General features: G+C 71.4%; 13 protein-coding genes and 2 pseudogenes. 9 read left to right on the forward strand and 6 right to left on the reverse strand.

The features are described from left to right. The 4 genes from R3F55_22855 to R3F55_22870 all read right to left on the reverse strand — a co-directional run. Positions 1 to 885, reverse strand: an 885-nt coding sequence (locus tag R3F55_22855; protein ID MEZ5670214.1) for a Gfo/Idh/MocA family oxidoreductase, incomplete at its 3' end; no start/stop codon positions are given. A 52-nt stretch (positions 886 to 937) separates the two neighbouring features. Then, a complete protein-coding gene (locus R3F55_22860; protein ID MEZ5670215.1) occupies positions 938 to 2215 on the reverse strand; it encodes a TRAP transporter large permease in 1278 nt (425 codons plus the stop codon). Then, positions 2212 to 2724 (reverse strand): TRAP transporter small permease, encoded by a 513-nt coding sequence (locus tag R3F55_22865; protein MEZ5670216.1) that lies wholly within the window; start codon positions 2722 to 2724, stop codon positions 2212 to 2214. The genes R3F55_22860 and R3F55_22865 overlap by 4 nt, the downstream gene beginning before the upstream one ends. Positions 2725 to 2797: 73 nt before the next feature. Further along, a complete protein-coding gene (locus R3F55_22870; protein ID MEZ5670217.1) occupies positions 2798 to 3781 on the reverse strand; it encodes a C4-dicarboxylate TRAP transporter substrate-binding protein in 984 nt (327 codons plus the stop codon). Positions 3782 to 3958: 177 nt separating this feature from the next. On the opposite strand from R3F55_22870, the gene R3F55_22875 reads away from it, so the two are divergent. Further along, positions 3959 to 4627, forward strand: coding sequence for a GntR family transcriptional regulator (locus R3F55_22875; protein ID MEZ5670218.1), 669 nt, complete (start codon positions 3959 to 3961; stop codon positions 4625 to 4627). Positions 4628 to 4795: 168 nt separating this feature from the next. Continuing rightward, positions 4796 to 5494 (forward strand): annotated as a pseudogene (locus R3F55_22880) (bifunctional D-altronate/D-mannonate dehydratase). A 126-nt stretch (positions 5495 to 5620) separates the two neighbouring features. On the opposite strand, the pseudogene R3F55_22885 reads toward R3F55_22880, so the two are convergent. Next, positions 5621 to 5977 (reverse strand): annotated as a pseudogene (locus tag R3F55_22885) (transposase). A 208-nt stretch (positions 5978 to 6185) separates the two neighbouring features. Here R3F55_22885 and R3F55_22890 point away from each other — a divergent pair. The 7 genes from R3F55_22890 to R3F55_22920 all read left to right on the forward strand — a co-directional run bounded on the left by R3F55_22890 (position 6186) and on the right by R3F55_22920 (position 12715). Beyond that, entirely contained in the window at positions 6186 to 6836 is a 651-nt protein-coding gene (locus tag R3F55_22890) for a glutathione S-transferase family protein (GenBank protein MEZ5670219.1), read from the forward strand. Between the two features lie 94 nt (positions 6837 to 6930). Continuing rightward, positions 6931 to 7788: an alpha/beta fold hydrolase gene (locus tag R3F55_22895; GenBank protein ID MEZ5670220.1), complete on the forward strand. Its 858-nt coding sequence runs from the start codon at positions 6931 to 6933 to the stop codon at positions 7786 to 7788. Between the two features lie 42 nt (positions 7789 to 7830). Continuing rightward, complete coding sequence (locus tag R3F55_22900; GenBank protein ID MEZ5670221.1) at positions 7831 to 8121, forward strand: Dabb family protein; 291 nt, start codon at positions 7831 to 7833, stop codon at positions 8119 to 8121. Between the two features lie 416 nt (positions 8122 to 8537). After that, entirely contained in the window at positions 8538 to 8843 is a 306-nt protein-coding gene (locus tag R3F55_22905; protein ID MEZ5670222.1) for a hypothetical protein, read from the forward strand. A 10-nt stretch (positions 8844 to 8853) separates the two neighbouring features. After that, positions 8854 to 10071, forward strand: coding sequence for a hypothetical protein (locus tag R3F55_22910; protein ID MEZ5670223.1), 1218 nt, complete (start codon positions 8854 to 8856; stop codon positions 10069 to 10071). 467 nt (positions 10072 to 10538) lie between these two features. Continuing rightward, positions 10539 to 10982 carry a glycosyltransferase gene (locus tag R3F55_22915; protein ID MEZ5670224.1) on the forward strand — a complete coding sequence of 148 codons (444 nt, stop codon included), beginning with the start codon at positions 10539 to 10541 and terminating at the stop codon, positions 10980 to 10982. Continuing rightward, positions 10979 to 12715, forward strand: a complete 1737-nt coding sequence (locus R3F55_22920; GenBank protein MEZ5670225.1) for a glycosyltransferase family 4 protein — start codon at positions 10979 to 10981, stop codon at positions 12713 to 12715. Before R3F55_22915 ends, R3F55_22920 begins: the two co-directional genes overlap by 4 nt. Here the strand turns inward: R3F55_22920 and R3F55_22925 are convergent. After that, a complete protein-coding gene (locus R3F55_22925; GenBank protein ID MEZ5670226.1) occupies positions 12701 to 13450 on the reverse strand; it encodes a class I SAM-dependent methyltransferase in 750 nt (249 codons plus the stop codon). The genes R3F55_22920 and R3F55_22925 overlap by 15 nt on opposite strands. Between the last annotated feature and the right edge of the window lie 195 nt (positions 13451 to 13645).

Here is a 13645-nt window from a genome sequence, read left to right on the forward strand (position 1 = left end):
GCGGTGATAGTCGTGCGGGAAGGCCATCGGGTCGGCGCCGGTGCCGCCGGGCGAGGCGTCGGCGGCGATCCGTTCGACCGTGCCGTTGTGGCGGTGGACGGCGAGCTCGGTGCCGGCCAGCACCGCGGTCGCCCGCTCGAAGATCAGCTCGATCCGCTCCGGATAGCCGGGGTAGGCGGCGGTGGTGGCGTCGATGGTGCCGAGTGCGCCGTTGGCGAAACGCACGGCGGCCGCGACCTGGTCCTCGGTCTCCATCCGGTGCACCGGCGAGGTGCGGGCATAGGCGGCGACATCGGCCACCGGGCCGGTCAGCGACAGCATCAGGTCGAGCGTGTGGATGCCCTGGGTCAGCAGCACGCCGCCGCCGTCGCGGGCCAGCGTGCCGCGGCCCTCGACGTCGTAATAGCTCTGCGGCCGCCATAGCCGGATGCCGGTGGAGCAGCCGATCAGCGCGCCGAGCCCGCCCTCGGCCATCAGCGCGCGCAGCCGGCGGCCGGCCGGGCGGAAGCGGTGCTGCAGCACGATGCCGAGCACGATGCCGGCGGCGTCGCAGGCGGCGACCAGCATCTCGGCCCGCGCGGTGGAGACCTCCAGCGGCTTTTCCAGCAGCAGGTGCTTGCCGGCGGCGGCGACCTGGCGGGCGATGTCGAGGTGGGTGTTGGGCGGGGTCAGCACCAGCACGCTGTCGACGCTGTCGTCGCCGAGGATGGTCTGCAGGCTGTCGCAGGTCGGAAAGCCGAAGCGTTCGGCGATGGCCTGGCGCCGCGCCGCGGTGGGGCTGTAGGCCCAGGCGACCTCGACCCGGTCGGCGAGATCCTGCAGGCCCTTGGCGTGCGGGGTGACCGCCATGCCGAGCCCGACGATGGCGAGCCGATGTCGTGCCATGCGGATTTCCCCGTTCGTTTGCGGCCGGCGCGCGCCGCCGCCCGCCCTTCCCCTACATCAGCAGGTTGGGCAGGAACAAGACCAGGCTGGGCGACAGCGTCAGGATCACGACCAGCAGCAGGACCGCGCCGATCAGCGGCAGCGATTCGACGACGTATTTTTCGATCGGCGTCTTCAGCAGGCTGCACACCGTGTACATCGCCACGCCCACCGGCGGCGTCATCGAGCCGAGGGTGACGATGGTCATCATCAGGATGCCGAAGTGGACCGGGTCGACGTGCAGCTGCTTGACGATCGGCAGGAAGATCGGGGTCAGCAGCAGCACCAGCACGGTGCTTTCGACGAACAGGCCGGCGACGAACAGGAACACCAGGATCAGGGCGACGATCAGCACCGGCTCCTGGGTCAGCGTGGTCATCGCGGTGGCGATGCTCTGCGGCGCCTGCTCGATGATGATGGCATAGCCGACCATGCCGGACATGAGGATGATCAACATGATCATGCCGGTGTCGACCAGCGCCTCCTTCAGCGCGGTCCGCAGCCCCGCCCAGTCGAGTTCGCGGTGGGCGAGGAAGCCGACCAGCCCGGCATAGACCACCGCGAAGGCGCCGACCTCCGACGGGGCGAACACCCCGCCGCGGATCGCCACCAGCAGCGCCAGCGGGAACAGGATCGCCCACTTCGCCTGCCACAGCGCGGTCCCCACCTCGCGCGCGTTCGGGCGCCTGGCCATCTCCGGCCGGTAGTTGCGGCGCTTGGCGATGATCCAGACCGTGACCATCAGGAAGGCCATCATCAGCAGGCCGGGGACCAGCCCGGCCAGGAACAGCCGGCCGATCGAGACCTCGCCGACGAAGCCGTAGAGGATCAGGCCGAGGCTGGGGGGGATGGTGGCGGTGATCAGCGAGGAGACCGCGATGACGGCCGCGGTGAAGCCGCGCGAATAGCCGCGGGCGATCAGGCTGGGGCCGAGGATTCGCGCCTCCATCGCGGCGTCGGCGACGGCCGAGCCGGAGACGCCGCCCATCAGCGTCGACAAGACGATGCTGACCTGGGCGAGCCCGCCGGCCATCCACGACACCAGCACGTTGGAGCAGTCGATCAGCCGCGCGGTGATGCCCGACTTGTTCATCATGTGGCCGGCCAGCACGAAGAACGGCACCGCCAGCAGCGGGAAGCTCTGCGAGGCGGTGGCCACCTGCTGCACCGCGATCGACAGCGGCACCGAGCCGGAGAACAGGAAGAAGCTGAAGCCGGCGATGCCGATGGCGAAGGCGATCGGCATGCCGAGCAGCATCAGCACGAAGAAGGTGACGGCGAGCAGGGTCACAGCACGTCCTCGATCTCGCCGTGGTCCGGGTCGGAAAACACCAGCGTCGGCGCGCCGCGCCAGCGCCGTATGACTGCGATCATATGGCCGGCCAGGGTCAGCGCCAGCAGCAGGCAGCCGGCCGGCACCGCGCCGGTGACCCAGGCATAGCTGATGCCGCTGTCGCCGTAGATTCGCTCGATATTCTGCATCATCAGCCCGTAGCCCTCGACCGTCATGGTCAGCAGGAAGGCCAGGGCGGCCAGCGCCAGCAGCAGCTCGACCGCGATGCGCAGGCGCAGCGGGAACGGGCGCACCAGCAGGTCCATGCCGATGTGCACCTTGCTGCGCAGCGCGATGTCGGCGCCGATGAAGCTGGTCCAGATGAACAGCAGCTGGGCCATGTCGACCGACCAGATCAGCGGGTGGCCGAAGCTGCGCAGCAGCCCGGCGGCGAACACCAGGCAGCAGATCGCGGCCAGCAGCGCCATGCCGATCGCCACCTCCGCCCGGGCCAGCCATTTCAGCATCGCGCGACCCCTTGCGCGGCAGGGCCGGCCCCGCGGGGCCGGCCCGGTCGTCCCGGTCCCGTCGGAACCGGCGCTATTGTTCCAGGATCGGGCGGATCTGCTCGCGCAGCGCGGTATAGCCGAGGGTGTCGTAGACCGACGCGGTCGCCTCGACGAACGGGGTCACGTCGATCTCGTCGATGGTGACGCCCTGCTCGGCGAACAGCCGCTCGTACTCGGCCAGCGATTCCTGGGTCAGCCGCGACGCCTCGTCGCCTGCGGCCAGCGATTCCTCGCGCAGGATCGCCTGGTACTCGGCCGGCAGGCTGTCGAACCAGGCCGCGCTGGTGACCACGCCGGTGATCAGGTTGATATGCCCGGTCTTGGTGATGTGGTCGATCACCTCGTACAGCCGCTGGCCGTAGCTGGCCGGATGCTGCGCCTCGGCGGCGTCGATCACGCTCTGCTGCAGGGCGGTGTAGACCTCGGTCCAGCCCATCGGCGTCGGCTCGGCGCCCATGGCGCGGATCGTCTCCACCCACACCGGCGCGCCGGGGGTGCGCATGCGCACGCCGGCCAGGTCGGCGGGCGTGCTGACCGGGACGTTGGTCAGCAGGTGCCGCTCGCCCTGCCACCAGTTGAACGACAGCACCTGGTGGCCGGAGGTGTCGTGCAGCTTCTGCACCCACTCCTCGAACAGATCGGAGGTGACCACCTTGCGCACGCCGTCGAAGCCCTGGGCGAGATAGGGCGCGCCGAGGATGCCGAACTCCGGCACGAACACCGCCAGCCGGCCGCCGTCGACCACCACCGCCACGTTGGTGCCGGCGCGCGCCTGCTCCAGCACGTCCTCGTCCTTGCCCAGCTGCGAGGACGGGAAGATGCGGATCTCGAGGTCGCCGTTGGTGCGCGCCTCCACCCGCTCCTTGAACATCTCCAGCCCGCGATACAGCGGGTCGTCCTGGGTCAGCGCGGTATTGACGTTCAGCACGTAGCTTTCCGCCGACGCAGCGCCGGCCGCGAACGCCACGCCGAGTCCGAGTGCCAGCGCCGCCGCGGCGCGGGTGAAGCCTGCCATCGTTTCCTCCCGACAGTTTCTGTTTCGATTGACTGGTATGGTAGTATGGCAGATAAATTTCCGCAATGGCCGAAATCGGCCCGGGCTGCCGTCGATCGCCTTGCCGGCGGGACGCGGCGGCGGCACAACGGCGCGACCGGCGCAACGGCGCCCGACCGACGACGGGGAGCGAACAGGATGCGGGCGCGGCCCGACCTCGACAATCTGGGCGACGCCCCCGGCGACGACGCACAGGCCGGGCCGGAACCGGCGGCGCGGCGGCTGTTTCGCGCGCTGCGCAACGCCATCGTCAGCATGGAGCTGAAGCCCGGCCAGGCGCTGTCGGAGAAGGACATCGCCGACCGCTTCGGCGTCAGCCGGCAGCCGGTGCGCGAGGCGTTCATCAAGCTGAGCGAGGCCGGGCTGGTGCAGGTGCGCCCGCAGCGCGGCACCTTCGTGGTGAAGATCTCCGCCAAGCAGGTGCGCGACGCCCGTTTCGTCCGCGAGGCAGTGGAGATCGCGGTGGCGCGCCGCGCCTGCACCGCCATGACCGCGGCCGGCATCGCCAGGCTGCGCCAGATCCTCGACGCGCAGCGCCGCGCCGCGACCGACGCCGACCCCGCCCGCTTCCTGGCGCTGGACGAGGCCTTCCACCGCGCGCTGGCGCTGGGGGTGGAATGCGACTACGCGTGGCGCGTGGTCGAGGAGGTGAAGGCGCAGATGGACCGCGTGCGCTATCTCAGCCTGCCGCAGGCCACCCCGGTGGCGCGGCTGATCGACCAGCACGCCGGGATCGTAGACGCGGTCGCGGTCAGGGACGCCGCGGCGGCGGAGGCGGCGGTGCGGGTGCACCTGGCCGAGATCTGACCTCGCTGCCGGTGCTGGAGCGGCGCCACGCCGACCTGTTCGAAGCGAGAGACGCAGGCCAGACTGGCGCGCGCCCCGCGCGTTCGCCGGCCGCACGATCGCTGGCCGGCGTCCCGCCACTGTAGGCGCCGACGCGGCCCCACTCCGCCACCAAGCCAGGAACCGCCCATGGCGAAGATCACCGACGCCAAGGTCATCGTCACCTGCCCCGGCCGCAACTTCGTCACGCTGAAGGTGCCCGGCCGACCAGGAAGGCGTGCACGAGGCTGGAGCGACGCCACGCTGAACGGGCGCGAGCTGGCACGGTGGCGGCCTGTCTCGCCGACCACGTGGTGCCGTGCCTGATCGGCCGCGACCCCCAGCAGGTGGAGGACACATCTGGCGATGCAACCCAAGGAGTGCCTACTGGCGGCGCGTTGTGGTATGTCGGCGATCGCCGCAGTCGACACCGCGCTGTGGGACATCAAGGCGAAGCTGGCCGGCCAGCCGCTCTATCAGCTGCTCGGCGGCGAGCCCACTCCGGCGTGATGGTCTACGGGCATGCCAACAGCCGCGACGTGGCCGAGACGGTGGACGGTCAGCCGAGTATCTGGAGATGGGCTACAAGGCGGTGCGCGCGCAGTCCGGCATTCCCGGGCTCGACACCGCCTACGGCATCGCCCGCGGCAAGCTGTTCTACAGCCGGCCGGCAAGGGCCTGCCGGAGGAGCAGATCTGGTCGACCGAGAAGTACCTGGACTGTCGCGCCGACGCTGTTCGCGGCGATCCGCGAAAGCGGCTTCGGCTTCCACCTGCTGCACGACGTGCACCACCGGCTGACCCGATCGAGGCGGCGCGGCTGGGCAAGAGCCTGGAGCCCTACCGCCTCGTCCGGGTGGCCGCCCCAATCCCCGGGCAACACGCCCTCGCGCACGAAACGATGAAAGGACGAGTGCGGCCAATCCGCGACGCGAGAGACCAGGCCATGCTTCACCGGATTGAAATGCACATAGTCGACGTGTCGTTCGTAGTCGGCTTCGTCGCGTATCGTGTGCTCCCAGAATCGCGGTTGCCACGGCGACGCGGAACGCCCCTCGCCCGCTCGCGAGACTGCGTGCGTGAATAGCGCCTTGATCTTGCGCCACCGGCCGGAATAGTCGGCGTCGCCAGGCGGCAGCGTCAGGACCGCGTGCAGATGATCCGGCAGGATCGCTATGGCCTCGGTAGCGAACGGCCTTTCCCACGCGCAGCGCTCAAGCGCGTCGCAGAGTACGGCCACATTGTCGACCAAGGCGGTCGACTGCCGGTCGCGCAGGGTTAGCGTGAAGAAATAGGTCCCGCCCGGAACCCGATTGCGGCGGTAGCGCACCATGGTTGTAACGAGCCATGACCAAAACCCGCATCGATTGTAGCCCGGATGGAGCGGAGCGCAATCCGGGACGGCGGCGCGTGCGGCCGCGGCCCGGTCCCGGATTACGCTGGCGCTGCATCCGGGCTACGTTCCGGGCTACGTTCGGCTGGGCCGGCTCGCGGCGACGCGGCGCCGATACCCGACACCAACGAATGCAGGGCGATCCGACATGTCTGAGTTGATCATCTGGACCCTGGACTGGGTGCCGGAGGGCCCGCGCGGCTTCGTGCGCGATCTTCGGCTGAGATGGGCCTGCGAGGAAGCCGGGCTGCGCTATGCCGTCCGAACGGTCGCGTTCGATGACCGCGCGACCAACCATCTCGCGCGCCAGCCGTTCGGCCAGGTCCCGTTCCTGGACGACGGCGACGTGAAGATGTTCGAGAGCGGCGCGGCACTGCTGCATCTGGCGCGCAAGAGCGACCGGCTGATGCCGTCCGATCCGGCCGGGGAGGCGGAGACGCTGCAGTGGGTGATCGCCGCGCTCAACTCGATCGAGATGGTGAGCGTGCCGTGGTGGTTCCTGGAGGTGACCGGCGCGAAGGAGAACCATCTGACCGGCTGGCTGGAAAGCCGCCTCGGCCATCTGGAGCGCGTGCTGAGCGAGCGGGAATGGCTGGCGGCCGGCCGCTTCACGGTCGCGGACCTGCTGATGGCGGATGTGCTGCGCGTGGACCGGGTGCGCTGCTTCGGCAGCCGGCCGGCCACCGAGGCCTATGTCGCACGCGCGACGGATCGCCCCGCATTCGCCAAGGCCTACGCCGACCAGATCGGCCATTTCGAAGCGGCCGACGCCGTGCGGCGGGCAAGGCCGGCGGACTGAGGCGCCGTGCCGGCCGCTGCGCCACCGGCCGGCGAATTGACACTCCTCGGGGTGCGGGCGTAGCGTCGAAGCCTGCCACGAGGGAGAACGAGCCATGCTGCGCACCGCTGCCGCGTTCGTCGTCGCATTCGCCGCCTTGCCGGCCATCGCCCCCGCGATGGCGTATGATGAGGACCGGTGGATGACGATCCCCGAGCCGGCGCCGATGCCGGAGCCGGCGTCGACCGGCATGGCGCCGGTCAACGGCATCGAGATGTACTACGCCACCTACGGCGCCGGCGACCCGGTGCTGCTGATCCACGGCGGGCTCGGCTATGCCGACATCTGGGGCGCGCAGGTCGCCGACCTGATGCAGGACCACCTGGTCATCGTCGCCGACAGCCGCGGCCACGGCCGTTCGACCCGCACCGAGGAGCCGTTCGGCTACGACCTGATGGCGTCGGACTACGTCGCCCTGCTCGACTATCTCGGCATCGACCGGGTCGACCTGGTCGGCTGGTCCGACGGCGGCATCATCGGCATCGACATCGCCATGAGCCATCCCGAGCGGCTCGGGCGCCTGTTCGCCCATGCCGCCAACATCACCACCGACGGCGTCGACCCGGCGGTCGAGACCGATGCGGTGTTCGGTACCTATATCGAGCGGATGGCCGAGGTCTACGCCCGCGTCTCGCCGACGCCCGACCAGTTCGACGCCTTCGTCGAGCAGATCGCGCACATGTGGGCCAGCCAGCCGAACTGGACCGACGCGCAGGTCGCCACGATCACCGTGCCGACGGCCATCGTGCTCGGCGACCACGACGAGGCGATCACCCGCGCCCACACCGACCACATGGCCGCGGTGATCCCGGGCGCGGAGGAGATCATCCTGCCGCAGGTCAGCCACTTCGCCATGCTGCAGGCGCCCGACGAATACACCGCCGCGGTGCGGGCGTTCATCGACCGGGAGTAGGACCGTGCACCCGTCCGAGGCCCGCGCCGGAGCGGGCGTGCCATGATCCGCCACGCCGCCCTGTTCCGCCTGCACCATCCCACGGGTTCGGCCGCCGAGGCCGATTTCCTGCGCGCGCTCGCCGCGCTGGATTCCATTCCCGGCGTCGAGGATTTCCGCATCGCGCGCGAAACCAGCCCGAAGAATCCCTACACCTACGCCGTCTCGATGAACTTCGCCGACCATGCCGCCTACCGGCACTACAACGACCACCCACAGCACGTCGCCTTCGTGCAGGACCGCTGGCTGCCGGAGGTGGCCGAGTTCATGGAGCACGACACGGAAGCGCTGTAGCGGCTCCTTGGCGTCCGTAGCCCGGATGGAGCAGAGCGCAATCCGGGGTGGCGCTGCGGGCCGGCGCGGCAGGGTCCCGGATGACGCGGACGCTTCGCCCGGGCTGTGCCTGGCGGGTGAGACCCGAGGCTCCCGTCGTTCCCATTGGAGCTGACGCGAAGGCGTCGGGTTGCCGTCGGGCAGGGCATCGACCGCGCGGCGAAGGGTCGGGCCCGTTGCAGTCAGTCGGGTGAATTCTCGGAGGTGTTGCAGTCCGGCCGCGGTTCGACTGCGACGGTTACAATAATATGCAACCGGGCCAGAGTAATTCACGCACAGTCCCGTGGAATATTAGCAAGTATGAGCGATTTTTCATCTGCGCGGCGCGCCGCGGATCGCTAGGATTTGGCGCAAATTGCAGGTAGGAGTGCAGGACCTTGGACCCCCGAGCAAGGTTTCTGTCGGCGCTGGCGCTGGTTGCGGCCACGGGCGCCTATGGACGCGGCGCAGCGGCCCAGGATGTGGCCGGCCAGTGCTTCGGCGACGAGACGCAGCTCTATGAGCAGTGCCTGGCCGCCGACGTGCCGATTGCCGAGCGCATCCTGGCCTGCACCTGCTTCCTGCAGAGCTTCCCGCTGAGCCCGCGCGCGCCGGAGGTGGTCAGCCAGGCGGTGGCGCTGGGCGCGCAACCCGACCTCGCGGCCCTGGAGCCGGCAGCCGGCACGCCGACCCCGATCTACTGAGGCGGGCGGGGTGAGCGAGGCCATCGCATCGCCCGCCGGCGTGGCATCCTTCACCGGGCCGCGGATGGGCCCGGCGGTCGACGTGCTGTACATCGGCGATCTCACCCGGCGCGCCGAGGCGGTGGAGCGGGCCGTCGAGGAAACGCTGCTGAACGCCCGCATCGGGCTCAGCACCGGCCTGCTGCATCTGTCGTCGCGCAACGACGACGCGGCGGTGGTCGAGCCGGTGCTGCAGCTGGTCGAGACCGGCGCCGCGCTGAGCTGCGACGCCGACTGGCGCGTGGTGGCGCAGCTTATCGTCCTGCTCGACCCGGAGCTGCTGCTCAACCGCCGGCCGGACACACCGTTGAAGCCGATCGCCGACCGCGTGCTGGCGGTGGCCGACCGGCCGATCGACGACGAGCGGCTTGCCTTCAAGCGCACCCGCCTGCGCGAGCTGTTCGGCGACGCGGTGATCTGGACGGCGACGCGCTACGACGTGCTGGCCGCGCTGCGTGCGGCCGGCGTGCCGACCACGGGCGGAATCTGGGAATCCTTCGCCGGCTGCCCGGCCAATCCCGACCGGTACGGGCCGGCCATGCGCGGACGCCCGGTGGTCGGTGCGGTGATCCCGGGCGGCGAGGGCCAGTGGCCGCGCGACGAAGCCGTGGCCGCGCTGTGGGACACCCAGCGCCATACCGTGCGTTTCCTCGGCCCGACGCCGCCGGCGCCGCTGGCCGGCCAGGCGGAACTGGTCGCGCCCGGCGAGCGCAGCCATGCGCGCTTTGTCGCCGGGCTGCACGCCTTCGTCTATTTCCCGGAGGCGGTGCCGAGCGAGCTGCCGCTGACCGCGATCGGCACCTGCCTGGCCAACGACATCCCGGTGCTGCTGCCGCCGGCGCTGCGCCATGTTGTCGGCAAGGGTCCGGTCTATGTGGCGCCCGAGCGCGCGGCGGCGACGCTGCGCGAGACGCTGGCGGCGCGGCGCAACGATTCCAGTGCCGGCTTCGACCCGGCAGGCGCACCGCCAGCGGATGGCCGACTGGGTCGACGTCCCGGCCGGCCAGCGCCAGCGCCGCGCGCGCCCTCGCATGCGCGCGATGCTGTTTCCCGTCCAGCGGGGTCGGGCTGGGCCACGTCACCCCGGCTGCTGGCGCTGGCGCGCCGGCTGCCGGCGGTCGAGCCGGTGTTCGTGTCGCTGAGCCAGGCGGTCGGGCTGATCGAGGCGGCGGGCTTCCCGTGCGGATGATCGCCTCGCACCGCTATGCCGGCCTCGACGAGGCGGCGGCCTATCCCTGGATGGAACGCGAGCTGCGCGGGCGATCCGCCGGCACCGGCCCGGCGTGTTCGTGTTCGACGGCGGCAATCCCTGCCTCATGGCCGACCTGGTCGCCGCCGAGCGCGGCGTCGCCGCCGTCTGGGTGCGGCGCGGCATGTGGCCGGGCCAGGACCAATGCAGCCGTGCTGCGCAAAGCGGCGCCTGTTCGACGCGGTGATCGAGCCGCGCGACCTGGCCGAGGCGTTCGACCGGGGCGCCAGCGCCCGGCGCGCGACGGCGTCAATCCTGGTCGACCCCGATGCTGCTGCTGGACGCCGACGAGCTGTTGCCGCGCGCACAGGCGCGCGCGCGCCTCAGGCTGCCGGCGGACGGGACTGTCGCACTGGTCCAGCTCGGCGCCGGCAACGACCGCGACCCTGACCGTGTCGCAGCGCCAGGTGATCGAGGCGCTGCGCGCGCGTCCGGAAATCCTCGCCGTCAACCTGCACTCGGCGCTGGGCCGGTTCCCGCCGCAACCGGCGGCCGGCGATGACCAACCTGGCCGGCTTCCCGATCTCCCGCGCTACCTGCGCGCGTTCGACTTCGCGGTTTCCGCCGCCGGCTACAACTCGTTCCATGAGCTGGCGCAGAGCGAGCTGCCGACGCTGGTCGTGGTGCAGATGACGGCGGAGATGGACGACCAGGGCGCGCGTGCCCGCCATGCCGAGGCGGCCGGCTGGGCGATCGACGCGAGCGGCATCGCCGCCGCCGAGCTGCCCGCCGCGATCGACCGCATCACCGATCCGGAGGCGCAGCGGGCGATGCGCTTCAATGCCCGCCGTCAGCCCCTCGGCAACGGCGCCGGCGACGCGGCCGCGCTCGTCGCGGCGTTCGCCCGATGACGGGCGCGCCGATCGGCGGCATCGCGCGCCCGTCGCAGCGCGAATGGGAGCGTTGCGTGCGCGAGCTGGAGGCGCACGCCCAGGCGCTGGAGCATCACTGGGCCGCCAATGCCGCGCGGCCGGCGGATGCCGCCGGCACACGCACGATCGACTTCGGCGTCGGCCTGGATGGCGCGCCGGCGCGCCGGCCGCCGGCCGCCCAGGAACCGGCTTCGATCGCGCCGTGGGCGCGCCGGCGGCACGGACCCGAGCCGGCGCCGCTGGCGCCCTATCCCGGCCACGGCGCCGCGTCGGTGCTGCTGCGCCCGCATGTCGCCGTGGGATTCTATATCGCCCGGGCGGATGCGCCGATCCTGGAGGACATCGTCCGCTCGGTGTTCCTGGCCCAGCGCGACCGGCAGGACTTCTCGCCGGTGTTCATCACCGAGTGCAGCGACGTCCGCCCGTTCCTGGCGCGGGGCTATGTGTTCGAGTATCTGCCGCCGGCCGAGACGGTTGCGGCGGACGACGCCGCGGCCGAGGCGTGGCGCGCGGGCCGGCTCGACTGGATCCGTCGGAAATGGGGCCTGTCGCACGTGGTGCGCGAACCCGGCCACCGGCTGGACCGGCCGCGCGCGCTGCTGGCGACCGACCGGCCGCGGATCGTCGTGTTTCCCGACTACGGCCCGGGCAACCCCTATATCGACCTCGCCTACCGAGCGGTCCGCCAGACGGCCGACGTCGCGTTCGGCCCGGTCGACGCGGCGATCGCGGCGGCGGACTTCGGCCCGGCGGTGTTCCACCTGCACTGGGAGGACGCGGTCTATCGCGGCGAGCGCGACGACCGGGTGCCGGCGCGGATGGCTGAGTTCGTCGCGGCCATCGACCGGCTGAAGGCGCGCGGCGGCCGCTTCCTGTGGACCGTGCACAACCTGATGCCGCACGAATGCCGCGACGAGGCCCTGCATGCCGAGTTCATGCGCCAGTTGGCGCTGCGCGCCGACATCGTACACGTCAACAACGCCTGGACGGCGGACGGCGTCGCCGAGGCGCTGGGCGCCGACCTGCCGATCCGCGTCGTCGAGCACCCGTCCTACGAGGGCTGCTATCCCGCGCCGGCGGACCGCGACCTGGCCCGGCGCCAGCTCGGCATCGACGGCCGGCCCGACGAGACCCTGTTCCTCTTCGTCGGCAACGTACGCCGCTACAAGGGCGTGGCCCGGCTGCTGGAGGCGGCGGCGCGGATCGCCGAGCCGTGCCGCTTCGTCATCGCCGGCCGCTCCGGCCGCTACGACCCGTGCGAGGCGATGCCGGCGAACTGCATGCGCGTCGACGGGTTCGTCGACGACGACAAGCTCGCCAGGCTGTTCGCCGCCGCCGACTTCGCCGTGCTGCCGTTCGAGACGCTGTCGACCTCGGGCAGCCTGCTGCTGGCGCTGTCCTTCGGCGTGCCGGTGATCGCGCCGCGCGTCCGCCCGGTGACCGACCTGGTTGAGGACGGCCGCGATGCGCTGCTCTATCCGCGCGGCGGGCGCGACGGCCTGTACGGGGCGCTGTGCCGCGCGCTCGACCTGCCGCCGTGGCAGCGCCGCGCGATGGCCAAGGCGGCCGAGGCGACCGCGGCGTTCCGGGCGCCGGAGGCATTCAGCGCGGCCATGCGCGCCTTGTTCGAGGACCTGCTGCAGCCGCCGACGCCTGCCGCCGATGCCGCGGCCCCGGCCAGGCCGCGGCGGGCGCGGTCAGACGCGACGTAGCAGGGCGCGCACCGCGCGGACCGAGAGGTCCCGGCGGCTGTAGCGCTCGCCGTAGCGGGCCAGCACCTGGGCGGCCGCCGTCTCGTCGATCGCATCGAGCGCGCGCTCGTCCCACTGCTCGATGCGGAACGGCGAACGGCGCACGATCTCATGGGTCTCGCCGGGCGACAGCCGCGACAGGTCGGGCCGTCGGTAGATCTTGCGCACGCACTCGGCAGTCTCGAACGGCCGGTCCGGGATCGCATCCAGATAGGCGCGCATCTGCACGGCGTCGAACAGCAGATGCTGGTACGCGTCCAGATGCCGGGTCACCGCCGGCTCGTCGTGGCGATAGTGGTGGCCGGAGGGGCTGGTCCAGAACGGCTCCTGGTGGAACCAGTAGGCCGCGCCGGGACGCAGCACGGCGTGCAGCCGCGCCAGGAACGGGTCGAGCGCGGCGACGTGCTCCATCACCGCGATCGAGAAGGCGAAGTCGAAGCTGCCGTCGGCCAGCAGCCGCAGCGGGTCCGGATCGCGCAGGACGTTGACGTTGTCGAGCGCCAGCAGCGACGGCAGGCCGTCGCGCGCGGCCGGCGAGAACACCAGATCGACCGAAAGGAACCGCTTGTCCGGAAACCTTTCCGCCAGCGCGCGGACCCGGCCGAAATCGCCGCCGCCGATCTCCAGCACGCTGCCTGCGGCCGCGAAGTCCGGCAGCTGCGCTACCGTCCGGCAACCCCAGTCGAGCCCGCTCATCGCCGCTCGACCCCCTCGTCGCGCTCCCGTCGTGGCGTGATCACCAGCACCAGCGTCCCGCGTCCCTGCGAATGGCGGCATGATGCTCTTACCTGTTAGACTCGATCAACTTTGCCGTGACCGCAGGCGGCCGGCGGAACCGGGGCCGGCCGGTCCCTGGGGGCCGAAAGCGCGCGTGGCGGCGCGGCGCGCGCC

Source organism: Alphaproteobacteria bacterium, assembly GCA_041396705.1.
In the GTDB taxonomy this organism is placed as follows: domain Bacteria; phylum Pseudomonadota; class Alphaproteobacteria; order CALKHQ01; family CALKHQ01; genus CALKHQ01.